Annotated in this window: 19 protein-coding genes; 6 read left to right on the top strand and 13 right to left on the bottom strand. The window is 47.4% G+C overall.

Annotation, left to right across the window (positions count from 1 at the left end):
• Positions 1-117: 117 nt before the first annotated feature.
• Positions 118-906: a phosphorylase family protein gene (locus L6H65_RS20730; protein ID WP_236344618.1), complete on the top strand. Its 789-nt coding sequence runs from the start codon at positions 118-120 to the stop codon at positions 904-906.
• Between the two features lie 86 nt (positions 907-992).
• On the opposite strand, the gene L6H65_RS20735 is transcribed toward L6H65_RS20730, so the two are convergent.
• From L6H65_RS20735 to L6H65_RS20760, 6 genes are all read right to left on the bottom strand, one after another.
• Positions 993-1,487, bottom strand: a complete 495-nt coding sequence (locus L6H65_RS20735; RefSeq protein WP_236344619.1) for a hypothetical protein — start codon at positions 1,485-1,487, stop codon at positions 993-995.
• A gap of 112 nt (positions 1,488-1,599) precedes the next feature.
• Positions 1,600-2,277: a TIGR00266 family protein gene (locus L6H65_RS20740; RefSeq protein ID WP_236344620.1), complete on the bottom strand. Its 678-nt coding sequence runs from the start codon at positions 2,275-2,277 to the stop codon at positions 1,600-1,602.
• A 141-nt stretch (positions 2,278-2,418) separates the two neighbouring features.
• Positions 2,419-3,474, bottom strand: coding sequence for a WG repeat-containing protein (locus L6H65_RS20745; RefSeq protein ID WP_236344621.1), 1,056 nt, complete (start codon positions 3,472-3,474; stop codon positions 2,419-2,421).
• A 186-nt stretch (positions 3,475-3,660) separates the two neighbouring features.
• Positions 3,661-4,572, bottom strand: a complete 912-nt coding sequence (locus tag L6H65_RS20750) for an acyl-ACP desaturase (protein WP_236344622.1) — start codon at positions 4,570-4,572, stop codon at positions 3,661-3,663.
• A gap of 126 nt (positions 4,573-4,698) precedes the next feature.
• Positions 4,699-4,977 (bottom strand): hypothetical protein, encoded by a 279-nt coding sequence (locus L6H65_RS20755; RefSeq protein WP_236344624.1) that lies wholly within the window; start codon positions 4,975-4,977, stop codon positions 4,699-4,701.
• Between the two features lie 105 nt (positions 4,978-5,082).
• Positions 5,083-5,706, bottom strand: a complete 624-nt coding sequence (locus L6H65_RS20760) for a hypothetical protein (protein WP_236344625.1) — start codon at positions 5,704-5,706, stop codon at positions 5,083-5,085.
• A gap of 153 nt (positions 5,707-5,859) precedes the next feature.
• On the opposite strand from L6H65_RS20760, the gene L6H65_RS20765 reads away from it, so the two are divergent.
• A complete protein-coding gene (locus L6H65_RS20765; protein WP_236344626.1) occupies positions 5,860-6,258 on the top strand; it encodes a hypothetical protein in 399 nt (132 codons plus the stop codon).
• A 218-nt stretch (positions 6,259-6,476) separates the two neighbouring features.
• The gene (locus L6H65_RS20770; RefSeq protein ID WP_236344628.1) at positions 6,477-7,973 is read left to right on the top strand and encodes an N-acetylmuramoyl-L-alanine amidase family protein; all 1,497 of its coding nucleotides are present in this window, start codon (positions 6,477-6,479) and stop codon (positions 7,971-7,973) included.
• 127 nt (positions 7,974-8,100) lie between these two features.
• Here L6H65_RS20770 and L6H65_RS20775 read toward each other — a convergent pair whose 3' ends face one another.
• Positions 8,101-9,339, bottom strand: coding sequence for a DUF445 domain-containing protein (locus L6H65_RS20775; RefSeq protein ID WP_236344630.1), 1,239 nt, complete (start codon positions 9,337-9,339; stop codon positions 8,101-8,103).
• Positions 9,340-9,610: 271 nt separating this feature from the next.
• Positions 9,611-10,735, bottom strand: coding sequence for an RDD family protein (locus L6H65_RS20780; protein WP_236344631.1), 1,125 nt, complete (start codon positions 10,733-10,735; stop codon positions 9,611-9,613).
• A 310-nt stretch (positions 10,736-11,045) separates the two neighbouring features.
• Here L6H65_RS20780 and L6H65_RS20785 point away from each other — a divergent pair, with 310 nt between their 5' ends.
• Positions 11,046-11,870, top strand: a complete 825-nt coding sequence (locus L6H65_RS20785) for a hypothetical protein (protein ID WP_236344632.1) — start codon at positions 11,046-11,048, stop codon at positions 11,868-11,870.
• 33 nt (positions 11,871-11,903) lie between these two features.
• Here the strand turns inward: L6H65_RS20785 and L6H65_RS20790 are convergent, their stop codons facing one another.
• A complete protein-coding gene (locus tag L6H65_RS20790; RefSeq protein WP_236344633.1) occupies positions 11,904-12,608 on the bottom strand; it encodes a pirin family protein in 705 nt (234 codons plus the stop codon).
• 267 nt (positions 12,609-12,875) lie between these two features.
• Here L6H65_RS20790 and L6H65_RS20795 point away from each other — a divergent pair, with 267 nt between their 5' ends.
• Together L6H65_RS20795 and L6H65_RS20800 are read left to right on the top strand one after the other, a co-directional pair.
• Positions 12,876-13,184, top strand: coding sequence for a hypothetical protein (locus L6H65_RS20795; protein ID WP_236344634.1), 309 nt, complete (start codon positions 12,876-12,878; stop codon positions 13,182-13,184).
• 48 nt (positions 13,185-13,232) lie between these two features.
• Positions 13,233-13,448, top strand: a complete 216-nt coding sequence (locus L6H65_RS20800; protein WP_236344635.1) for a hypothetical protein — start codon at positions 13,233-13,235, stop codon at positions 13,446-13,448.
• Positions 13,449-13,703: 255 nt separating this feature from the next.
• Here the strand turns inward: L6H65_RS20800 and L6H65_RS20805 are convergent, their stop codons facing one another.
• The 4 genes from L6H65_RS20805 to L6H65_RS20820 all read right to left on the bottom strand — a co-directional run bounded on the left by L6H65_RS20805 (position 13,704) and on the right by L6H65_RS20820 (position 22,749).
• Entirely contained in the window at positions 13,704-14,573 is an 870-nt protein-coding gene (locus tag L6H65_RS20805) for a sugar ABC transporter permease (protein ID WP_236344636.1), read from the bottom strand.
• On the bottom strand, positions 14,570-15,916 hold the full coding sequence (locus tag L6H65_RS20810) for a carbohydrate ABC transporter permease (protein WP_236344638.1): 1,347 nt from the start codon (positions 15,914-15,916) through the stop codon (positions 14,570-14,572). The genes L6H65_RS20805 and L6H65_RS20810 overlap by 4 nt, the downstream gene beginning before the upstream one ends.
• A gap of 20 nt (positions 15,917-15,936) precedes the next feature.
• The gene (locus tag L6H65_RS20815) at positions 15,937-17,265 is read right to left on the bottom strand and encodes a sugar ABC transporter substrate-binding protein (protein WP_236344640.1); all 1,329 of its coding nucleotides are present in this window, start codon (positions 17,263-17,265) and stop codon (positions 15,937-15,939) included.
• A gap of 219 nt (positions 17,266-17,484) precedes the next feature.
• Positions 17,485-22,749: an alpha-amylase family glycosyl hydrolase gene (locus L6H65_RS20820; RefSeq protein WP_236344642.1), complete on the bottom strand. Its 5,265-nt coding sequence runs from the start codon at positions 22,747-22,749 to the stop codon at positions 17,485-17,487.
• Positions 22,750-23,254 lie beyond the last annotated feature (505 nt).

A 23,254-nucleotide genomic window follows, 5' to 3' on the forward strand; every position in this document is an offset into this window, starting at 1 on the left:
GTTAAAAAGAGGTATTCTTCGTGATTATTTGGGCCATTCTCATTTGTCAAGATGATTTTGTGATAATAGCGTGCGATTTAGTGAAGTTTCTAGTATTTGGAGTCAACTGCATAAGTCATGATTCATATCATGCTTGTACCCTATCTAACTCCCCAAACAGTAATGCAGGCTCGCTTCACGGTTAACCCAAGGCCACAATGGTCATTAGCCATTATGTGTTTCCGTGAAAGCTCTAGCTGCGGTATCCTTATCGATACTTTCAAGGCCGTGCCATTACCGAGCTATAAAATTTTCTACGGCATTGATGCGGAAGGTACGTCCAGACAAGTATTCCAGGCAGACATCGGCGGGCATCAAGTAGGCATTATTACGGGGTTAAGCTGGGGTGGCCCACAAGCGGCCATTCTGGTTGAAGAGCTCGCCCATCTGGAGGTCAAGACGATTATCGGGTACGGGCTGGCTGGCGCCATCAATCCCAGACTTAAAAAGGGCGACCCGATCGTAGCTTCAAGCTCACTACCAAGCGATGGGACTAGCAAAGCCTATTCTCATTCTAATCAGCCTATCGTGAATGGTGACGAATCACTGTTGAATCTGGTTGAAGAGCTGTTCCGCGAGAATGGCATCTGCGCCCACGCTGTGTGTGCAGCCAACATCGATGCCTTGTATAGAGAAACTACCGCGCTCATAGAAGAATTCGTATCCAAGGGCGCTGACATCGTCAATATGGAAACATCCGCCCTTTATACCGCCGCTCTTGCCTGTGGAGTATCAAGCATATGGCTGGGACATATTAGCGATATTCTGCAGCACGGAGAATGGGAGGATTGGAATACAGATCCCGTGCTGACAAACCGAAATACTGCTGCTATTTGCTACAAGCTGGTTCACCGATTATGCCTTTAGCCGCTCCAGCCTCTTCATAATGAAAAAAAGAGAACCCACGACACCACTTGTGCCGTCTAGTTCTCTTCATCGATTGCATACATGCATTATTGCCCAGGCGAGAAACCTTCCTCCTGCAAATATTGCTCCGCCTCGCCATAGGTTTCGAACACCATGTCCAGATTAAGTCCCGCGTATATGTACCACAGCTCATCTTCCTGTTTGAGCGTAAGCAACTGGCCTTCCGGCCCAATCCATTCCGCATCCTGACCCTCGCCGCTCGCTGCTTGCTTGCGCTTGCTCTTCGCAGGCAGCTCCGGCACCCTCATGGATAAGGAATGAATGGACTCCTCCAGCAAAGTCCGCAGCGCATCTTCCGTATAGTCGCGAATATTCAGGAAGCCTTTATCATCTGTTTCATAATTGCGCAGCAAGCCCCCATACACGTAGCCATTGCCATTGGGATGCAGATGAAAGACAACGATCTTCTTGTCATGAGCGCTCTCTTCATAATGGAAATTCACACGGCGAAGCGATACATCCCGCCGCTGCAATTCAGGGTAAGACTCTATTATCGCAAGCTTTTCTTCAAAACTAAGCATAATTGCCCTCCGATGATGAAACAAAAATTTTGCCCGCTGCAGCCAGCCGTACGCCAACCGAACCGATCCGATCCAGCTCTATGACACGCCTTCGGACTTCTGCCTTCAGTCTCTATCTGCCTGGAATGAATCCCTTCACCCATTCACCGAAGCCTCGCGGATTTCTCGTCTGAATCAGCACAACACCCTCACCACGGAATCGGCAAACCGCCACCTCACCGCTTGTAAAAGTAGATATCCAGCCCTTGGATGCCTTCTCGATCGTATAGTTCATATAGCTTGGCCATGCTACCAAATGTCCGTTATCGACAACAACTTCTTCTCCGTGACTCAGATTAATCGCGTGAATAGCGCCATATGACGACAGGAAGACTGTTCCCTTGCCTCTAATCTCAATAATGAAGAAGCCCTCGCCCGATAGAATGCCTCGGGACAAATTCTGCATCTTGGTCGCTACCTCTATGCCGCTAGTTGCAGCCAAAAAGCCGTCCTTTTGCACACAAAGCGTATATGAGCCATCAAGCTCCACAGCCTGTATGCCGCCGATCGTCGATGGAGCAAGCGTCACTTCTCCCCTGCCTCTTGCAGATTTCAACTCCTGGAAGAAGAACTTCTCTCCGCTTAGCATGCGCCCAAGCCCTCGCATTATTCCCCCGTCCACCGTACCGGTAAGATCAATATTAGGCGTCATGGACACCATCGCGCCAGACTCCGCCTTCACAGTCTCTCCCTGCTCCAACTGCACCTTCAAGAGTGGAAATGCACCCTCATACAAAATCTCATAATTCACAGGTAAGTCCCCCTTCTCTATGGGAATTCTATGGGAATAAAAAAGCATCACTTCCGCGATCATTCTGTCAGCTATATATAGAAAATACCCCATATAGACCGGATTTACAACTTATTTGACCTGTCGTATATGAGCCTATTGCTATGGAGTCCATACAATTTGTCCCATTCTGTTAATATAGCCTTCAACAAAGCCGATCTCTGTTTTCTCCGACTTGATATAGACCATGGCAAGTTCGCCAATGAAAACATCTCCCCAGACAAATTTCGGTTGGATTGCAAACTTGCCTGTCCGATCAATATAGCCGGTTTCTTGTCCCTTGAAGGCGGGAGCCAGACCGTCTGAGAACTGTCCGCCACCTATGAAGATAACCTTCTTGCCCTGCTTGTTAATGTAGAAGGTTTTACCGTTTCTCTCCACTGCCGCGAGCCCCTCAGAGAATTCCCAGGCTGCTGAAAATTGCGGTTCCAGAAACATGTTCCCGTTGCGATCAATATAACCATACTTTCCGTTCACATAGACATGCGCCGCTCCATCCGAGAATCGGCCTGCATGGGCATACATAGCTGGAGTGAGCACTTTGCCCGTCTTATCAATATAGGCATACTTGCCGTCTGCCTGCAATTGGACAACCGCTCTCCCCTCTGAGAAATCAGACGTACTGCTGAAGCGATAAGGAATAACAAGCTTGCCCGTCTTATCAATATAGCCGCTCGCTTTCCCCACATTCACTCTGGCCATGCCATCGGCAAAATGCGAGGCATAGTGGAAGATCGGCTCCGTTACTTTCTCACCCTTGTCGTTCAAATAGCCAAATCTTGTTTTAAGCGCGCCATCCTCTGTCTTGACCTTTTCCTGGTAAACAACCATCCCCTCGGAAAGAAGACCGCATCGGTTCAACGGACACTCGAACAGCTTGCTGCCGTCAGCATCGTAATAAATTTGCTTCCCGTCGCTGACGACATAGACAGGATTTCCTGCCATATGAGCAACCTGATTATACTTTGGTTCAATGACAATCTTCCCTTTTCCATTAATAAAGCCGAATTTGCCAGCTTTCTCGATGCGGTACAGCCGCTCCTTGATCTCGATTGAAGCCTTGCCCTTCACCGTTCCATCGGCAAATGCAGCACCCGCAGAGGTACATGCCAGTGCAAATGCAATAATCAGCAGTGTTGTGAATGACAGTTTTCGCATCTCGATAGTCTCCTTCATGCTGTGCGCAGCTTTGATTTATCTACTAGACGCAGACATGCCCCATTATGTTCCAAAAGCGCAAGTCCCTGCTCCTCCCGACATCCGGATAGGCAAAAGAAACAGCACCCGCTTATGACCAATAAGGGTCATAGCGGGTGCTGTTCATGTTCAGGCAGCGTGCCTTTATTAGCTGATGCCCTTGGCCGCCAGACGCTCACTGATTCTCTTCAGCTTGATTCGGTATTCCACGAGATCCAATCTGGCCGCTTCCGCTTCGCTGCGGCTCGGCCTTAGCCGCTCAATCCCCCATACCTGGTACAGATGATCGAATACTTGATTGAAATAGGAGACCGGACCGTAGTTCGCTTCTTTAGAAATCATGTCCATTCGATCCTTGAACATCGGCATTGCTTTGCCAGGCATCGCGAAATTCGTCATTGCCTGATGAATATAGTAGACGAAATTCTCATCTACACCCAGATAACCTTTAACGGCATCCCGATAAAAGGCATAATGCAGCGTCTCGTCCTTGGCAATTCTTCGCAGCAGCTTGGATAAATCCTTATCATACGGCCCGGCGGCTTTAGCCACATTGTTATAGAAAACCATTGTAGCGAGCTCTTGTATCGCCGTATAAACCATCGTTTCCATAGCGGTATCGAAATCAGGAACATATCCTGCCTCTACCACCGATTTGCGCAAAGCATTCAGCTCATGCGGGTCTGCGTTTCTCGTTATAATTAAATACGTCTCCAGCAAGGATGAATGCTGGTCTTCCTCCGATACCCAAGTATGGACAAAGTCCTGCAGCACCTTTAGGGAGCCCTTGAATGTTACGGCAAGATGATGATAGAAAAAGGGCAAGTTCACCTCAGTTAGCAGCGATGTTTCAACAGCAGTGTAAATAGCTAAAGGGAGTTTTCTCTGTTCGATTGTCCACGGTTCCTCTTTGAAACTGCGTCCTTTTTCCCATGGAATAAATTCATGGTAGCTCCAGTCAATGTTGGCGGCGCGTTCACGATGCTGCCTGTACAGCTCTGTCAAGTAAGGCTCCAGCTTAGGGTCAAACACATTGAGTCTATAGTTTTCAGTAGGCATTAACCTGCTCCTTCCTCGTAAACCTTACAGGTAACAAGGAATGAAGTCAATGACCGAGAACCTGCCATATGAAAGAATTCGCAGCTGAATGGACATTTATCACGACATAGCCACAAATTACAGCAGCTAATCCGTATATCCTGCCAATCCCTTGTCCATTAAATAGTCCATTTCGGCATCCAAAATTTTCTCTACAGTCAGTTCGTCCAGCTTAATATCCGACTTGCCCAATATGTAATCCACCAAATCGTCGCTGTCGATCTCCACCTCGCCCTTGGCATTCTCCTTGGCGCCATTAATGTACGCCTGTTCGTGCTTCAGGACAAGCATGATGCTCCGCGAATCTGCTTGGGTATGCTCTGCTATATATTGTACTAATTCCTGCTCATTAAGCTGTTCGCTCATCGGTTCGTCATCCCCTTTTCGTTATGTTCATATTGTAGCACATCCAATGTCGTACTGCCTAAAAGCAGCGGCATGAAGCTGCCCTCATACTGGGAAAAGCTAAATTTATGATCGTCTCGTATATCGCTTCCATACTATCATGAGCAGAAGCATCGCTGCCAAGCCTGCAATCGCAATCACACCATTAATCCAGGTTCCAGCAGATTCTTCCTTCGCTGCCGTCTTCACTCCTTCGACACGCACTGCATCCCCTGCAATCTCAAGCGGCGCGTGCAGTGTTGGCGCATATCCTGCTCCCAACTCCGCAAGATCCCCCCCAGCGTAGGAAAGACGCTTTGTCGGTCCGCACCTGCCTGTCACCAGCTGCCCCCCGCCACTATCGGCATAGACAAGAAATTCTTCATCGACCTCAAATCCGTCATAGCCGCACATCTCTGGACTCCATCCTGTTTTCACGATCACTTCTGAACCCAGGTCTCCTTTCCATACTTCATTCACCTTGATGGTGATTTCGGTTAGAACCTGGTGCAGCACTCCGCTTTGTTTGCGGGGCTTGCTTATGCTCGTGATCTTTCCAGAGAAGATCGCCGTCTTCTTCTTCAGCTCCTCCTTTATTGCAGAAGGCTCCTCACAAGTACAAGCATATACCGCCTCAGGCTTGAACAGGGACCACGTACTCCATGCTAATAAGCAGCAAAATAAAATCATCAGGGAACGTTTGCCCATCATTATCAACCTCCGTTAACTAACTAACTAACTAACGAGCGGAAGTTCCATATTGTTACATCTCCTCTCAGGAACTACTTTCAAAGATCATGCAACTAATTGCAGCGCTTGCTCGTAGTAAAAAGAGGACAACTACTATTCAAGAGAGGATTACCTATGAATCCCAAACAAATTATAATCGTCGGCACGATAGCCATTGTAATTACACTTAGCGGAGGCATTTGGACCGACAAGGCCAATGCCAAACCCAAGAATACTGAAGCCCCTACTCAGAGAATAAACATCGAGGTTCAGGATGCTCTGCTGCATTTGCTTGGCGTATCATCAAATGAAGAGATGCAAGAGGCGTTGTATAACGGCAAATCATTGGCGGATATCACGAAGGACAACAATGGGGATATCCGGCGTGTCATTGCTTTGCAGCTAACGGAGATGACGGAGCAGCTCGACCAGCGTCTAACACAGGGCAGCATCACCCTCGATCAATATCGTGCGCAGCGTTCAGAGCTGGCCGAGATCGTTACCAGAAGCGTGTACGGCCTTCCGAGCGGCTGACAAGCAGCCTCTGGCTTCCGGCTTAATCATTCGCAGCAACAGACGGATTAAGGCGCGCCTTAGTCCGTCTGTTATATTTTTCGGCATATTTCACATAAAAATGTTGATCACCTGCAACTATTAGCACTTTTTGGCGTCCAATAGTTATTGGACAATTTTGGGCTGCCCTCAGTCCGCTCGTCCATATGAATCCAGTAATAGAATGGATGAGGTGAAAGATGAAGAAGGTAGGATTCCTGTTATTGTTTGTCATCCTCCTATTCCTGTCCCCGCAGTATGGACAAGCCGCTTCTGGCGGAAATACACGCATTCTGCTTGACGGAGTGCAGCTTTCCTTGCCTGACAAGGTTGAGGTCGAAATCATCAATAGCAGTGTCATGGTCCCCATTCGGGTGATTGTGGAGAATCTCGGATTCGATGTCAACTGGGACAAGCAGACACGCAAAGTCACCATTACGAAAGAAGATACGATTGTCGAGCTGGCAATCGGAAGTAAAGCAGCTATAGTAGATGGAACGGAACAATTATTAATAGCAGCGCCTGTTATTCATTCCGACACATCACTCGTTCCACTTCGCTTCATAAGCGAAACAATGGGCTTGAAGGTAGTCTGGGACAATCAAACCAAAGAGGTTGCTATTGCAAGCCCTATAGTGGCTCCCCCTGTGATTGAACAAGAACCCGAACCACCGGCAGCCGAATTTCCAGATACCACTGAAACGCCTTCTGAAACAACGCTTCCCGATGGGTCTACGAATCCTTCACATGCTCGATTGGCCACTGTCGACGGGATTGGCTTTGACAGCAACCGCTTGATGATCGCTATAACTGGGAGCACGGTGCCAAATGTGTTCACCATGAGCGATCCGAATCGGATCGTCATTGATATCCCGAACGCGAAATTTGCCGATACCTTCGGAAATGGCCAACTGCTTGGCACCTCTCCAACAGGCCAACTTGAGGTCAAGGATTATCCCGATGTCAAAGGGGTGCGTTATTCCTTATTCTCAAACAGCCCTTCAAAAGTACGAATTGTTATCGATCTGAACGTGGTGAAATCGTATACCGTCTACAACGAAGGCGAGCACGGAGCCGCTTTGTTTATTGTCGATCTGAGCGCACCGGATCCTGCTTCTGTACCGGTTGTTCCCCCTGTACCTATCGAGTCGAACGGAAGAAAGCTTATCGTTCTGGATGCCGGTCATGGCGGTACTGACCCTGGAACTACGGGCATTTCCGGCAAACTGGAGAAGCACTTCAATCTGGCTCTGACACTCAAGGTGGAGGCTCTCCTCAGGCAAATACCGGGCGTCGATGTTGTATTGACGCGCAGCGATGATACTTTCATCCCGCTGGGGGATCGGGCAGTCATTGCCAATAACCTGCAGGCCGCCTTATTCATCTCCCTCCATGGCAACTCAGTTCTGAGCTCGCCTACGGTACGGGGAACCGAAACCTTGTACTACAATGACAGCAGCAAGCCGTTAGCCAATATCTTACATAGACATTTGCTTGCCGCTGCAGGGTTCAAGGACAGGACGGTCAAGTACAAAAGCTTGAAAGTGCTGCGGGATGCGACAATGCCTGCCGCCTTGCTGGAAATTGGATTTCTGTCCAATGCCGAGGAAGAGTCCATTATGCATACGGAAGAATTCCAGAACCGCGTGGCATCAGCGATCGTGACAGGCATCAAGGAATATCTCGGGCTTCCTTAACCAAAGAGCGCGTGCCGTGCGCAGATGGCTGCGAAGCCGCTAGTGTCATACGCAAACAAGCAAACATCCCTTTCCATCTGGATCGGGATGTTTGCTTGTTCAGCGTATGATAGCTCATAGCCGATTACTATAGCTGAATCAACGATAGAATTATACCGACTATAAAGCCGCACAGCGCTCCGTTGACACGAATCCATTGCAAGTCATTCCCGAGCTTCTCCTCCAGCATGCGCACTAAGGAGGCATCATCCATGCGGTCGAGGTTCTCTTTCACCAGCTGGCCGATCCGGTAATGATTCGATTCTACGAATGAAATAATCGCTGACATCAGACGGGACTCCCATGCTGCAACCCATCCCGGCTGCTGGCTCACATAACGCACGGCAGTTCGGTACGCGGTGAATACTGCGCGCCCTCCGCCAGCCTGCTCTTCCTCCAGCTTGCGAAGGATTGCGCTGCGGATTTCCTCGATTCGCTCTTGAACGAAGCTCTCGGCGCCTTCTCCCTGCAGCTGGTTCAGGGCCCATTCCTTCACCCCGTCCAGACGGGCCTCGTTGCCTGCCAATTCGAATAGCTGTACGCGAATTTCACGGATAAATTTCTCCCGATAGGCGTTATCCTCATTTTTCAGCTCGCGGATGCTGGAGAGGAGCAGGTTCTGAAGCATAACCCCCATCTTCTCTTCATTCATGAAGCCTGCGAATGCTTGCACAGCGAAGCCCATGAACCCGCCGACCTTCAATTCATTCAGCTTCTCGCTTGCCAGCTTGCCCAGCATCATGCCGGTTTCCGGACGTCCCGCCCATTTCGCGCCTTCATCAAGGGCATAGTCTAAAGCTTTCTCATCATAGCGGTCATTCATAATTTTCGTCAGAACCGTATCCGCAGCGGATTTGATATCAAACTTGCGTATATAAGCTGTAATCCCGGATTGAATATACGGAACGGCCCGATCAAGCGGCAACCGCTCAATCAGTTGAATCAGAAGGTTAAGAGCGCCTCTTCTTACTTTCCTCTTGCTCAGCAGTCTCGTTAACAAGGACCCCGCATATTGCAGCACATTCAGCTTCCGCAGCTTGTTCTCAATGCTCTCCTTGTTCAGAAACTCATTCTCCATAGCCGAGATCAATGACTGAATGATCCGATTTCTATTCTTCAGCAGCAATGAAGTGTGAGGGATCGGAATGCCCAGCGGATGGCGAAATAGAGCAGTCACAGCGAACCAGTCGGCTATTCCGCCAACCAGTCCCGCCTCAAAGCCGCCCTGCAGCAGATAGACGAGTGTCGACTTCGGAAGAAATAATGTGGCCACGAAGCCGGAAGCCATAATGGCTAGAGAAATGCTTGCCAAATATCTGGATTTCATATAAAGTCTCCTATCGGCAGCTGTCTTCTATCGCTAACAGCTCCAAACGATTATGATTGCATGCATGAAGGCAGCATCTCTTATTGGGATGTGTTCCCATTTGCTATACAGCGTATAATGTATTACAGGGTTCCCATTTCCCCTTATCCTTATGTTCACTCCATTAAACTTTACCATCATCATAACAGAAACGAAACGTATTCTTAAACGGCTATCCCCCCAATAAAATGAGCTGCCCCTTGCAAGGAGCAGCTGCTTGCCATCACAATTATTAAATTGTCCATTCCTTCCCACTTGCAGGCCGTGCCACTTCCTTAAAGCTATTAATGATGTCTGTTAATTCCTGCTGCATGCTTTTATTGTTCTTGGACTCAAGCACCCACGCATACATTTGATGAAAATGGGATTCTGTTTCGATTGAAGTGATCGTCATAATAAAGGGATAATCGTCGTCCACTTCCATATGCAATTGAAATTGGTAGGCCTCATTCCCATTAATAGAGATCAAGCGGGATTCTTTAAGAACGTAGACATATGCATAATTCTCCCTGGCGAGTTCTTCAATCTCAGCATGATAGTCTTCAAGCGTAGCATAGAATTCAGATACATCCCCCTTGTCCTCTGACAGCACCATGAAATACTTCTCTGCAAAGTGGTTGGATATCCCAATATCCTGCTCGTCATTCAGCTCCTTATCCACTCTCCAGCTGCCCGGAGCCGTTACTTGAAATTGCTTATTATTGCTTAGAAACACTTTTTCTTTGTCGTAGTCAGCTATCCCTGCAATAAGTGTAGCCACTCCAATAATGGCGGAGATAACGGCAGCAAAACCCATGAACGAGAATGCGATCGTTAGTATAATATTTTTATTCCTGCTTATTGATCCCGGTGGCAGTTCTTTCGTATTCAACACGAAGGTGTTCGCCGCCCTATCGCCGAGCCTCTGTTTCTTGCCTGATGCCAGCACAGCAATAGCAGCGATAATTCCATTCTCGACCAGCAGCAGCAAATAACGAATGAGCTCCTTCAGGATGCCTGGAGGCCGTCCATCCGCCCCTACAACCTGAATACGGAACACAAATTTTCCAGCGGTGTAGCCGGTCAAACCTTCAATGAGCAAATAATACAGGACTGCGCCTAGCATCATCGAGCCTACCAGCACGACTGATAATTCCGGTATGTAGTACCCTAATGAAATACACCCTACGAATAATAAACATAACAAAATAATATCAACAATCGTCGCTCCAACCCGCTTGAAAAAAATAACTTCCCTATTGCTGATAAACGCGATATTCTCCACACTTAGCGGCAATTCTGGCGGTTGATTCAAGCGGACGTTAGGCTCAATCATTGACTTTTCTAAGCGGGGCCAATCTCCCGGCTGATACTGCAAGTTATCCACCTCATTCTATGTTGTGCGGAGCTGTAAACCAAATTTAACCGTTCTAATATTTTCATGTCAACCCTTTTTACACCATTCATCTTATACATCGTTAACAATTGGACCGCTACCCCTCACAATTGAGTCAGCACCGATATATGCGGCTTGACACCCGCAAGGCTCTCGCGGTATATTGGAAAAAAATATGCACGTTGTGTACTTACGTTGGAAGCACCCGTAAGAAAGGCTCATTATGCCTTTTTTGCGGGTGCTTTTTATTATGCCGCGAAGTCGCGCACAACGGCAGCATACGAGGAGGATAATGATGAAAGCTAGAAGAATATGGACGTTATTGATGACATTGATGCTGCTGATCGCGAGCGCCCCTCTCGCACTAGCTGCGACGACTATGGAATTAACGGTCTCCAGTCAAGCCGCACTCGACAAAACAATCGCTGCAGCAAGCAGCACCCAGCAAACCGCAATTAAAGGACTCCAACTGGATCTCGTTATCATCGGGCAGAAGGAGCAAGCTCTGGATGGCTCCATCAGATCCGTCCATTATAAGAACGAGGCGGAGCTTCTTGCACTACGTTCGAGAATCAAGCAAATCGATGCGGATACAATCAAGAAGCTGGAGAAGCAGGTTCAAGAGATGAAAGAGCGATACAAGCCTTTATTCTCCCTCTATACGACATTGAATCAGCAAATCACTGCGGCAAAAGGGATCAAGAACAAGGATTTGAATGCGCTGCTTCGAGCGCAGGCAGATACTGCGAAGCTCGCAGTTCACTTCGCGCGACAGGATATTAAAGCGCAAGAAAGCCTATTGACCGCTGCAAAAAAATCGGCGAAAGCAGCAAAGAAGAGAATACAAGAAACACTATCCGGCATGGGAACGTTAAACATACGAATCAAGTCTGCACGGAGTGAAGCAGCCGCCTCCAAGAAACGTATCGCCCCCCTGCTGGCAGCCTTCAAGCAAGCGATCAAAAAGACGCAGGTTAAAGAAACACTAGACTCTCTAACCTCAATAGTCGCTCATTCCCGCCAAATCACTGTACACAAACAAGCTATTCTCAACCTGGAGAACCAGATCAGCGGCATAATCAACAAAGCAAAAGCGCAGCTGCCGTCTATACGGTAGCTGCGCCTGACTCATAAATCCGCCGGGATAGGATTAAGGAAGATCAATCAGCATAAAGGATGCGTCTGATGCAGCATCTATAGCTAACTCCGTTACATCTGTTATTCTTGCTGCATCGCGTTTCTTGAGTGCGGATTCCTTGTTCAGGGTAATCTCCCCTTCGATAACAAACAAATAAATCCTTCTGCCCGCAGCCTGAGAGAATGCTAGTGATTGCCCTGCGTCCAGATCAGACAGGTAGATCGTTAAGTCCTGATGAATATGTGCGATTTGCTCTGATTGTATGCGGTTCGAAACGATTGGCAGGAGGTGGTTTTTCTTGGCGCTAATGTCATATGTTTTCTGCTCATAGGAGGGCTTTAGCCCTTGTTCATTAGGCATGAACCACAGTTGCAAAATATTAGCTGTTTCCGTATCGGAATTATTAACCTCTGAGTGCAGAATTCCAGTACCCGCGCTCATCCGCTGAATTTCGCCGGGACGCAACGTTTCCTTGCCGCCTGTATTGTCTTCGTGATGGAGTTGGCCTGCAAGCGCCACCGTTACTATCTCCATCTCCCGATGGGGATGCGTTCCGAAGCCTTTGAGCGGCTGGATATAATCATCGTTAAATACGCGCAATGGTCCAAAGCTAACATTATCGGGATCATAATAATCGGCGAAGGAAAAGCTGAAATTATATTGGAGCCAGCCATGGCTCCCCGAATGCCTGGATTCAGCCGGATAAATCTTGATCATCGTATCTCTCCTAGTATTCGTATTTTCGCAAAAGATTACTTGCCGGATACTTGTCCCACCGTGCGCAGCTCCCAACGCAGTGCGATACGGGTGTTTCACAATATCACGCGGATACTCACATTTTACATCAGCTTGCTAATACTCACATTTTCGCAATAACTTACTTTGTGTAAGTATGATAATGTGTTATAGTACACTTGTCAAGCTATTGATTCGGCAACCACCTGTCTCTCATCCTCAACAAATGTTATAAACCAAGGAGTGTTCATGATGAACCATATGTATATCCGGCATGCTGTTGGCAGCAAGCTGCTTCTCGATTCCAAGGCGCATATCGCAAGCTATGAGATTGAATCTGAAGGGACTTCCAGCTGGAAATTCATCATCCATATTACCGATGAACAAGCAGCTGAGCAAGTGTTGCAGCATAAGGACGAGATTAATCTGTTCGTTGTTGAGAGCAGTAATCCTCAACACAAAACGTGGTACTATTCTTCTAAGGGGACCGTCCGGTATGATAAAGCAAATGCTCTGCTTATCGTTGTAGCGAATGCCAAGCTGGATTATTCCGTATAATGAAAGGACAGAACACCTTCACCATTTCATTCAAAGGAGCACCGTACTATGGCACATGTTCGCCGATTAATCTCTGATCAAGATTTCAATGAAGCAATGGAGCGCGGAACACGCTTGCGCGTATTCAAGGACGATCATATTATTGACACTGGAGGCATAATTATTCGATTCGATGATGACATGGTCGCCATTCAATCCAGCGTCAGCGATATCTCCTATCATTCAAGAGCAGCCTGCGAGTTCTTCTCTATGAAGGATCGCTAAGCTTGAGTCTTGGTTGCCTATAAATCTTCCTAATGATTGAAGTAGAACGGACAACAACTTTGGGTATCAACTTTCAAGCAAAACTCTTCTGACTTCTTGTAAAAGCTGGACGCCAATAAAATGCATCAATATGAGGGAAAGGTTCATCATTGCTACTTAAATGTTTACGGCAAAAAAGTCGGGGAGTCCTGCAGACCCTCCGACTCTTCGTGCTATTTTCGCTCTTTTATAGCATATCACTTCCGTAATTCCCCTTCATCCCTTGTTCGCGCCTGCTTTCAGCCCTTCGATAATGTATTTTTGCAGGAACAGGAACAGTATGGTTATTGGAATCGCGACGAGCACTGCTCCTGCGGCGAAGGTGGTGAATTCGTTGTTGGCACGTCCGGTGACCATTTCGAACAGTCCGACGGCCAATGTTTTGTTGTCATTCGAACGAAGCACCAGCCGTGCAAATATGAAGTCCATCCAAGGCCCGATGAAGTTGGATACCGCAATAAACGTCAGCATCGGCACCGAGAGCGGAATCATAATTCGGAAGAAAATGGATGTGTGAGAGGCCCCGTCGATTTTGGCCGCTTCCTCCAAGCTTCGCGGAAGGCCGTCGAAGTACCCTTTTACAAGCCATGCCCCGAACGGAATCGAGCCCCCCGCATAGACCAGAATAAGCCCCCAATGATTATCAAGCAAATTCATTTGCAGCAGCAAAATATAGATTGCGATCATTCCCATGAAGGACGGGAACATTTGCAGCACCAGCATGACCATCAGACCTTGCTTGCGCCCCGGGAAGCGGAACCGCGAGAAAGCATACGCAGCTGTCACTACTAGTACGGTAGAAATAATCATATTCATGAATGCGATGAACAAGGTGTTCTTGTACCATATGAGGTAATCCTTCTCTTCGAAAAGGCTAACATAATGGCTGAGCGTCAGCCGCTCGGGCAAATAGGTTGTTGAGCTGATGGTATCGCCCGGATTCATGGAGCCCAAAATAACCCATACTACGGGATATAGCACAACAATCGCGGTTCCAGCGAGTATCATATAAATCACTGTGAGCAGAACATTTTCTCTCCATGACTGGCGGATAGACACCTTGTGATTCCCTGAGATCGTCTTCATTGGATCATTTCCTCTTCCTTGAAGGCTCTGGTTTGCCGGAAATTCCAGATCGAGAAGATCGCGATAATGATGAAGATCAGAATCGAAATAACCGACGCGGTATTAAACTGATTCTGCTGCAGTGTTAATTTGAAGATCCATGAAATCAGGATATCCGTCGAGCCCGCATAGCTGTAGTCAATATTGACGGGACCGCCCTCTGTGAACAAGTAAATGATGTTGAAGTTATTCAGGTTCCCGGCGAAGCTCATAATGAGCAGCGGGGCGGTTGCGAACAGCACCAGCGGAAAGGTTATCGTGCGGAACCGCTGCCACGGACTCGCCCCGTCCACCTCAGCCGCCTCGTACATATCCTTGTCAATACTCGTGAGCACACCCGACATTAAAGCCATCCAGAACGGGAATCCCAGCCACGTATTTACGAATACAAGCGAGGCTTTCGCCCAGAAGGGATCGGACAGCCACGGTATCGCTGCAATCCCGAATAAGCTCAAATATTCGTTCAGCGGACCGAATTGCGCATTGAAGAAGTTGCGGAAGATCAGAATAGTTACGAACGCTGGAATCGCCCAGGGAAGAATATAGACCGTCCTCCAAAAACGCTTGAATCTGATCCTCTTGACGTTGATCATTAACGCATAGAATAATCCTGTGAAATAGGTCGTTACCGTAGCCAGAACCGCCCAGAGCAGTGTCCAGCCGACAACCCCGTAGAAGGTGTGGCTCCAGGCGCGCAGATTAAACAGATTGGAGAAGGTTTTGAAGCCCACCCAATCAACCAGATGCTTGGGAGGCAAGTAGTTCGGGCCCGAATAATTAGTGAAAGCGATCAGGACGCCGAACAGAAGCGGCAATATCGTCAGGAACAAGGTAAAAACAATAGCAGGCGTCAACAGAAAATAGGCATAGCCCTTCTCCCATGCGTATTTTACAGACTGCCTTGCACTGCGGACGGATATCCCCTCCTCCATCCTCTTTCTCACCTTGTAGGCATCCCCGATATTGAAGATGTAGAAGCAGATGATGACGAGCAGCGCCAGCAAATAGATAATTCCCTCCACCATCATAAAGATGGAGTGATCACCCTGCTCCACAATTCTGCCGCGCTGGCGAATTTGCACTTGTTCACCCAAGGTAACCAAGCCCCATATCCCGTTCATAATCGGCTTGCTCCAAAAAATAAGCACATAGGCTTCAATGAGCGCCAGCATCAGACCTTTCACAATCTGACGGTTATAGAGCTGGCCCAGACCCATGAAAATCACCGACAACGCCACGCTGACGATTGTCTTCATCGATCTCTGCTCTCTACTGGCTGGATGGATTGTCATTGGTGATTCCATGGCAGACTCCCCTCACCATTTTATTGATTCGATAAGGATATCGCCTCTTTTATTTGGTTAACAGCCTTATCCAGCACCGTCTTAGGGTCCGCATTGTCATCCCAAATTACGGCAAAGGCATTGCCCATCGCTTCCCACACCGGCACCATCTCAGGAATGTTCGGCATAGGCACGGATACGGCTGCTTGATCCAGGAAGCCCTTAATAATTTCATTGCCCTTGATCGTTTCATTCTCCATTAGACTAATACGAGGCGGCAGCTGACCGGATATTTCGAATTTCTTCATCAGCATTTCCTCGCTGGTCGCGAACCTGGCATAGGCGGCAGCTGCCTCCGGATATTTGGTATAGGAGTTGACATAGTAGGCCCTTATGCCGGAAAAGCTCGTTGGCGCCTTCCCATTATCAAGCTTGGGCAGCGGTGCCACTCCGAAATTCACCTTGCCCTCCTGCAGCGCGGCTACAGCCCACGGCCCGTTAATATCGAACATCAGATTGTTGTTAATGAATAAGGTTTCTTTCAACGCGTAGTTAATATCTCCACTATTCAAAGGGAGTACTTCCTTGTGCAGTTTTTGCATAAATTGAGCTGCCTTGACCGCCCCTTCGTTGTTAAGTCCGATGTCATCCTTGTTCGTATTTTTATCGCCAAAAACATACCCGTCATATCCGCCCAGAAAGCCATAAAGGAAGAAGAAGTCATTGACCTGCATCATGAAGCCGTATTTCTCCTTGGCCTTGTCAGTGAAACCTTTGGACTGCGCGATTAAATCATCCATCGTTGCAGGAACGTTCTTCACCAAATCCTTGTTATAAAATAAGGCATAGGTGTCGATAGCAGTAGGATAGCCGTACAGCACACCGTTCATCGAGGTTCCTGTAATGGATGCCTCCATAAAATTCACTTTGTATTCATCGGCAAAGAAGTTTTCCAGCACCAAGCCCGAGGCCACTAATCCGCCAATCTTGTCATGCGGCGCCAGGAATACGTCAGCGCCGAGGCCTGCGGGGCCATCAGTCTGCAATTTGGTCGGCGCATCGCCTTGGGAGACGACTTGTACTTCAACCGGAATATTATATTTCTTCGTGAACTCCTCTGCCACCGCTTTCGCCCATGTTTCATCCGAGCCGCCGTTATCCCATACAATCAGCTTCGCATCTTTCTCAAGTTCTGGCTCTGTCGGCACAACAGCCTCATTCTCCTGCTCATCTACGGTCGCATTGCTGTTATTTGCCGGGGGGGTGTTCGTCGTTTCGCTCGGTTCATTGTTGTTGCCGCTTCCACAAGCAGCAATTACAATCACCATGACAATAGCAATGACAATCGACAGCATTCTTCTCATCTTCATCCTTGGACTCCCCTTTTTCATGTTTTCAACATAACCGTCCGGGCATGCATCATTTCCCTGCAAACGCTTACCCCCTCAGCATATGTGGGGCCGTTTTATAATATGCTTTAATTTTTTGACAAGCCTGCAAACGACAAACACCCCCTGGCAGAGGGCGGACTAACCACAAGGTTAATCCTGGCCTGCCAGGGGGTGTTCATTATGTTTCTATTGGTTCGACTATTCCTTAATTAGGGAGTGAATCACTTGCGCGCCTTCCGCACGGTTCAAGCTTGCTTTAGGAGCGAACAATCCGCCGTCTCTGCCTTGCAGCAGACCAAGTGCAACCGCTTGTGATACCGAGCTCTTCGCCCAAGCGCTAATCGAATCGCTGTCTTTCAACGAAGCGTTGCCTGCCTGCTCCGCTTTCTTGCCTGTTTTCTTCTCATAAGCACGGATCAGAATAACAGCCATTTCTTCACGAGTCACCTTCGCGCTCGGGTTGAATTTGCCTTTATCATCACCAGTAACGAGGCCTGCTTCTGATGCGGCAGCAACTGCCTCTGCATACCATGCTTGATCAGCTACATCAGAGAAAGCAGCTTGCTTCGTTGCCTTCAAGTCCAATGCCCGTACAAGCAGCGCCACGAATTCTGCGCGTGTCAGGTCTTTGGATGGCGAGAAGGTTGTTGCGCTCGTTCCTTCAATGATGTGCTTCGCCGCGAGCGTCTTGATCACGTTGGAAGCCCAGTGCTTGCTGGATACATCGCTGAATGTTTTGTTGAATTCCAGAATGGCATATTTACTGAAATGAGTAATATCTGCCTTCATGAAGCCATTCTCTACTTTACCGCCAATGTACTCTAGCTCGCCATTGTCGCCGATGTAGTAAATGCCTGTCAAATCCGTGTTCGCATTGTCAGCCAGCTTGAGAATAATCGTAAGCGGCTGCTCGAACGTGCTAAGTGGAAGCTTCTTGCCGTCAGCCGTACTTACATACAGACTCAGGTGGTAAACTTCACTTGCAGGCGATACATCGCTGCCTGCTTCTTTCTTCTTGTCAAGCAAGCTCTTAGCTGCATCTTCAGCTACTGGCTCGAATTCGAATACAACCTTGGAGCCCTTCGCGCTGTCTCCGGATACAAGAGCAGCTACTGCCTTCAATACGCTCGCAGGGAGCTGGATAGTCGCATTGTCCCGTTTAACCTCAAGTACATTGCTGCCCAGAAGATCAGCCGTATTGAGAGGAAGCTCAATGCTCTTCACTCCGCTGCTAACGGCTACAGAAACTTTACCGTCTGCGGCATTTTTGAGATTCTGCTCGTTGATTGCCAAAGCAGCTTCATCGGCTGGCGCAGTGCCGCCGCCAACTGGACCTCCGCTGGAATAACCTGTGCCCTTAGCGATAATAGCAGTACCGCCATTAGCTTTAGCCGGAATGCTGATTGTAACTGTTTTATCACTGCTTACCGTATAAACCTTGTCATTGTATTCATCTTTAACAAAGCTACCCGCCTCGAATGGAACTGCGAATGTAGCGGATTTCGCGACATCGTCAATGTTCAGACCAACGAAGATGGACTCATTCAAGTAATTGCGCTCATAAACAACATATTTATCCGCATCGCTGCCTGAAGTTTTCTTCTGCGTTCCTTTGGAGAAAGTCTTCGAATACTTCTCACGGATGTTCAGAAGGTTCTTGTAGTGATTAAGAAGACCAGCCTTCTTCGTCACATTGTCCCAAGGCATATCTTTGCGGTTCTCACCCAAAATTCCTTTATCAAAATCCCCATTACGTCCGGTTGCGCCCAGCTCTTCGCCATAATAGACAACAGGCTGGCCTTTGGAAGTGATTTGAAGAGCTGCTGCTACTTTCAGCTTGTTCTCGTCATTGCCGACAGAGTACAGGAAACCGTCCTCGTCATGGCTGCTCAGGAACTGACCCAGTGTTGAAGTGTTATTGATTCTATTGCTGCGATTCTCCAAGTTCCTTACAACTTCGTCAATACTTCCGTTTACGAATGATTTGGCTTGAGATTTGAAATCGAAATCAAGCAGGGAATCCATTTGCCCTGTACCCAAGTATCCACCTGTAACATCAATGCTTGCTCCAAAATATTCACCGATAATTTTGAAATCCGGATCGATGGCATTAACCGCATTCTTAAGCGCTCTCCATGCTGTTCCCTCAACGTGCTTGATCGTATCTGCACGGAAGAAGTCGATGGTGTCCCCGCGGTCTGTTCTTGCTTTGTTCAGCCAATCTGCTTGCCATTGTACGATCTGATCTCTTACAGCAGGATCTTCAGTAATAAGGTCAGGCAGCCCGCCTACTTCGCCTGTAATATCACCACTTCCTCCTGGACCACGAATCATGCCGCCAAAGCGCGCACGGTCTTCATCCGTTGGGAAGTTCGTGAGTTTGTTCGTATTCGTATCCGTCGGCTTCAAGCCATAGCCTGTATGGTTGATAACAACGTCAACCATGATCTTGATTCCACGGTCATGCGCTTTGTCGATAAGCTCTTTGAACGTGTCCAGATCACCGAGATGCTCGTCAATCTTGGTGAAATCTTTTGCCCAATAGCCATGGTAGCCATATTGATATTTGTAAGGCGCTGCGGATGCAAGATTGTAGTCAATATTGTCTACAATTGGGGTAATCCACAGCGTATTGATGCCCAGCTTCTCCATGTAATCCAGGTTATTAATCAGACCGCGGAAATCACCGCCATGATAGGTTTCCAAATGTGCTTTATCGTATTTCTCGCCATTCGGATTATCATTGGAGGTATCGCCATTAGCGAACCTGTCCGTCAGGACAAAATAAATTCTTGCTTCATCCCAATCAAAATCAGGCTTGCCCGATGGTGCAACCACGTTCAATTTCGTTTCAACTTTTACATAGTGTCCAAAGCGGTCAACAAGCGTAACAGGAATCGTTTTCTCTCCTGGTGTTGTACCTTCTTTGATCGCAATTTGCTGCTTCAGCAGCGTTTTGTCAATCGGCTCTTTGGCGCTTCCGCCAATTGCCGTCAGGTCTGCGAACACGTCTTTAATGTCGCTCAGCTCGCCGCCAGTTACAGAAACATTGACAGACAGCTCTGCTGTTTGTTTGTAGCTAACCCCTTTAGCAGGGATAGAAGCAGATACATTCCAGTTCGGATCCTTGTACTCGAAGTAGCTCTTGCCGTCTTCGACATTGGAATTGTAATAATCCTTCTCTGACTTTGTTACACCGCCAGCACGAGTAACCTCGTAGTGGTAATAGGATTTGCCCAAAGGAACATCCGCTACAGCCACTTGGAAATATTCTTCGACAGAATCGTAAGTCATATCATAAGACGTGCTGTTGCCATCATTCTCAATAACCAGCTTAACACCTTCGATGGTATCCATCTTATTGTCTCTCATCAGCAGCTCATCGCGATAGAAGAAGGAAGTAATTCCTTGATCCATAACAGGGTTGCTAATATGCTTCACTTGTCTGATTTCAACTGTGTTTTGCTTAATGAAAACTTTAGCTGTGCTTTGACCAGGTGCGAAAGTGATCATACGATCCAAATCGATATCTCTTTCGACCCAATCGCCTTTACGGAGCTTGAAGCCTACTGAATTCGAGTTCAAAGCCACCGGTATTTCGGCAAACATCATGCCATTTCGCTCTTCTTTAAATAGCTTCTGATCATTGGTTAGGCCAGTCGACCATACCCAGATATTCCAGTCTGTATAATCCCTTGCCGGACGGTCATAGTAGAGATGAATATACCGCTTCGTCAATGGATGCGGCTCAACTGTGAAGGTGAAGGACAGATCCTTCTCCAATGGACCGTATGTTGCGCTTTGAAGCGAGTTCGCTGGGATCTTCACTTCATAGGTCTTGCCATATTCCAAATCGCTATTAATATCAAAGGTTATATTCTTGCCCGATACAACATGGCTGTAAGTAACGTCCGTTACAGACACTGGGCCTGTTTGAGTTACATCATCATTGAAGTCTACGGAAATGCTGTACGTGCTGATTGGCACGTTAACGGATCCAACACCCGGGGTTGAATCGACAATTGTCAGCTCGCTGACAGCCCCTTTGATTGTCCATGCTTCACTATATGTGCCCTGCTTATTGATTGAACTTGGAGTCCAGTCATTGGCAACCTCATTTGCTGGATCTTCCACGATCACATCAAGTGCACCGTGTTGATTTGGATTATCGCCAGTGAGTACAGCGATTGCTTTAACCTGTTGTCCGTTCTTCAAACCTAGAACTGACAATGGAATTTTGCCTTCGAAGCCCGTTTCAAAGTGTGCAGCAAATTCCGCTCCCTTTAGAGCAGTGTTAGAAGCTAATATTGGATTAACCAAGTCTGTAGATTGGAAAACCTTAGCTTTCTTTTGAGAATCATTCGTTATTCTTTGCATAACATGGAATTTCGGTTTCTCGGTCGTATTTTCGAAAGTGTATTTATTGTATCCGTCAGGTGCTGCTGAGATTCCGGAATTCTCCCCTACCACATTGATAGCTAGATCAAGGAAGGGTCCGTTACCAGACCAATCTGGTAAACTTACAGCGTCTACCCAATAATAAAGATTATAGCCGTCGTTATAGATACGGAGGTTATCGATATGGAAGTTAGGCGAACCGTCCCAATTGTTTGCAGTCTCCGATCTTCCCAGAATAGGAGCCTGATCCCAAGCTGCATCCTTGATGCCGTCTATCGTTATATCAAAGGTACGAATCGTAAAAGCATTGCTGTACACGGCTTGAGCATTAGCTAGAGATTCTTTCCAACTTTTCGCTATTTTGTTATCTGTATGCTCAGGAATAACGTCAAACGCACCATGCTCTGCCGAGGTATTACCGCTCAGAACAACAATTGCTTTGATTTGATCGCCATTTACGAGCCCCAGCTCGGATAATGGAACCTTTCCTTCAAAGCCTTGCGTCCGATCTATTTTGAATTCAGCTCCCTTTAAGTTGCTTTCTGTACTAAGAATTGGATTGGTCAAATCTGTCGATTTGAATACAGCAGCACTTCTTACTTCATTTACGCCTTTAAGTCTTTGCATAATATGAAATTGAGGCTTCTTATCTGTTCCACTGAAATTGTACTGACCATTCCAGTACTTGGTTGGTCCAGATGCTCCGGATGGTCCCGCGCTTATTCCGGAATCTTGATCATTCACCTGAAGAGCGATGTGAATATATTGACCATCGTCCAGCCAGTCATCAGGTATATAAGAAGCATCTACCCAGTAATACAAATATGTCCCATCATTTGTAAATTTCAAGTTATCAATGCTAAAGCCTTCCCAGCCTGCAGACGGTGACACCCCTACCGAAGCAATCCCGTCCCATGCAGCATCTTTAATTCCGTCAATCGTAATTGTATCGGATGTTGCGCTTGCCTGAGGTGTTCCTACCCCATAAATCGGCAGCAATCCGCATACTAGCGCACACACTAGCAAGGTGGATAGCCATTTGCGATGTTTGCTCATTTTCTCCATCCCAACCTCTCCCATTATATAATCTGTTAACGCAAACGTTTGCACAAAGTACGCACAAAAATGAAGCGTTTTCAATCAATTCCGAATATGGCAGTCACAGCTTGCTTATTCTCTCGCAGCCTCCTGCCTCTCAGAATCGGTTCAGTGCAAACGCTTTCTTAACTAGTTGTAGTTTATCATTGATTGCTAGATTATTCAATACAGAAGTACCTTGAAAGAGGCGCCTCTTCACGGTATCTGCAAGTAATATCCACAGACTGATAGACACCTATAATATATGGAAATCAAACGAATTCATGTACCTATTAATAGACAGTCCTTATGCCAACCCTCTCGCTTAATTAATTCTAGTCTTTCAGACTGCCTAAGAAAGTCCATAGGACATTCCCCCCTAAGCTGCTCCAACCGTTGCTTGCACCTACATTACTGCAATAATACAGGTAACATGACCTGAGTGGACCATTTGAAGCCATTTACCTGCTAAAATACATCAAAAAGGTAGAAA

The sequence above is a fragment of the Paenibacillus plantiphilus genome, from assembly GCF_927798095.1.
Lineage (GTDB): Bacteria > Bacillota > Bacilli > Paenibacillales > Paenibacillaceae > Paenibacillus_Z > Paenibacillus_Z plantiphilus.

What these genes read in the sequence shown, in the direction of transcription:
- L6H65_RS20730 (WP_236344618.1), top strand. Translation starts at nt 118, where the DNA reads ATGATTCATATCATGCTTGTACCCTATCTAACTCCCCAAACAGTAATG.
- L6H65_RS20735 (WP_236344619.1), bottom strand. Translation starts at nt 1,487, where the DNA reads ATGCTTAGTTTTGAAGAAAAGCTTGCGATAATAGAGTCTTACCCTGAA.
- L6H65_RS20745 (WP_236344621.1), bottom strand. Translation starts at nt 3,474, where the DNA reads ATGCGAAAACTGTCATTCACAACACTGCTGATTATTGCATTTGCACTG.
- L6H65_RS20750 (WP_236344622.1), bottom strand. Translation starts at nt 4,572, where the DNA reads ATGCCTACTGAAAACTATAGACTCAATGTGTTTGACCCTAAGCTGGAG.
- L6H65_RS20755 (WP_236344624.1), bottom strand. Translation starts at nt 4,977, where the DNA reads ATGAGCGAACAGCTTAATGAGCAGGAATTAGTACAATATATAGCAGAG.
- L6H65_RS20760 (WP_236344625.1), bottom strand. Translation starts at nt 5,706, where the DNA reads ATGATGGGCAAACGTTCCCTGATGATTTTATTTTGCTGCTTATTAGCA.
- L6H65_RS20765 (WP_236344626.1), top strand. Translation starts at nt 5,860, where the DNA reads ATGAATCCCAAACAAATTATAATCGTCGGCACGATAGCCATTGTAATT.
- L6H65_RS20770 (WP_236344628.1), top strand. Translation starts at nt 6,477, where the DNA reads ATGAAGAAGGTAGGATTCCTGTTATTGTTTGTCATCCTCCTATTCCTG.
- L6H65_RS20775 (WP_236344630.1), bottom strand. Translation starts at nt 9,339, where the DNA reads ATGAAATCCAGATATTTGGCAAGCATTTCTCTAGCCATTATGGCTTCC.
- L6H65_RS20785 (WP_236344632.1), top strand. Translation starts at nt 11,046, where the DNA reads ATGATGAAAGCTAGAAGAATATGGACGTTATTGATGACATTGATGCTG.
- L6H65_RS20790 (WP_236344633.1), bottom strand. Translation starts at nt 12,608, where the DNA reads ATGATCAAGATTTATCCGGCTGAATCCAGGCATTCGGGGAGCCATGGC.
- L6H65_RS20795 (WP_236344634.1), top strand. Translation starts at nt 12,876, where the DNA reads ATGATGAACCATATGTATATCCGGCATGCTGTTGGCAGCAAGCTGCTT.
- L6H65_RS20800 (WP_236344635.1), top strand. Translation starts at nt 13,233, where the DNA reads ATGGCACATGTTCGCCGATTAATCTCTGATCAAGATTTCAATGAAGCA.
- L6H65_RS20805 (WP_236344636.1), bottom strand. Translation starts at nt 14,573, where the DNA reads ATGAAGACGATCTCAGGGAATCACAAGGTGTCTATCCGCCAGTCATGG.
- L6H65_RS20810 (WP_236344638.1), bottom strand. Translation starts at nt 15,916, where the DNA reads ATGGAATCACCAATGACAATCCATCCAGCCAGTAGAGAGCAGAGATCG.
- L6H65_RS20815 (WP_236344640.1), bottom strand. Translation starts at nt 17,265, where the DNA reads ATGAAGATGAGAAGAATGCTGTCGATTGTCATTGCTATTGTCATGGTG.
- L6H65_RS20820 (WP_236344642.1), bottom strand. Translation starts at nt 22,749, where the DNA reads ATGGAGAAAATGAGCAAACATCGCAAATGGCTATCCACCTTGCTAGTG.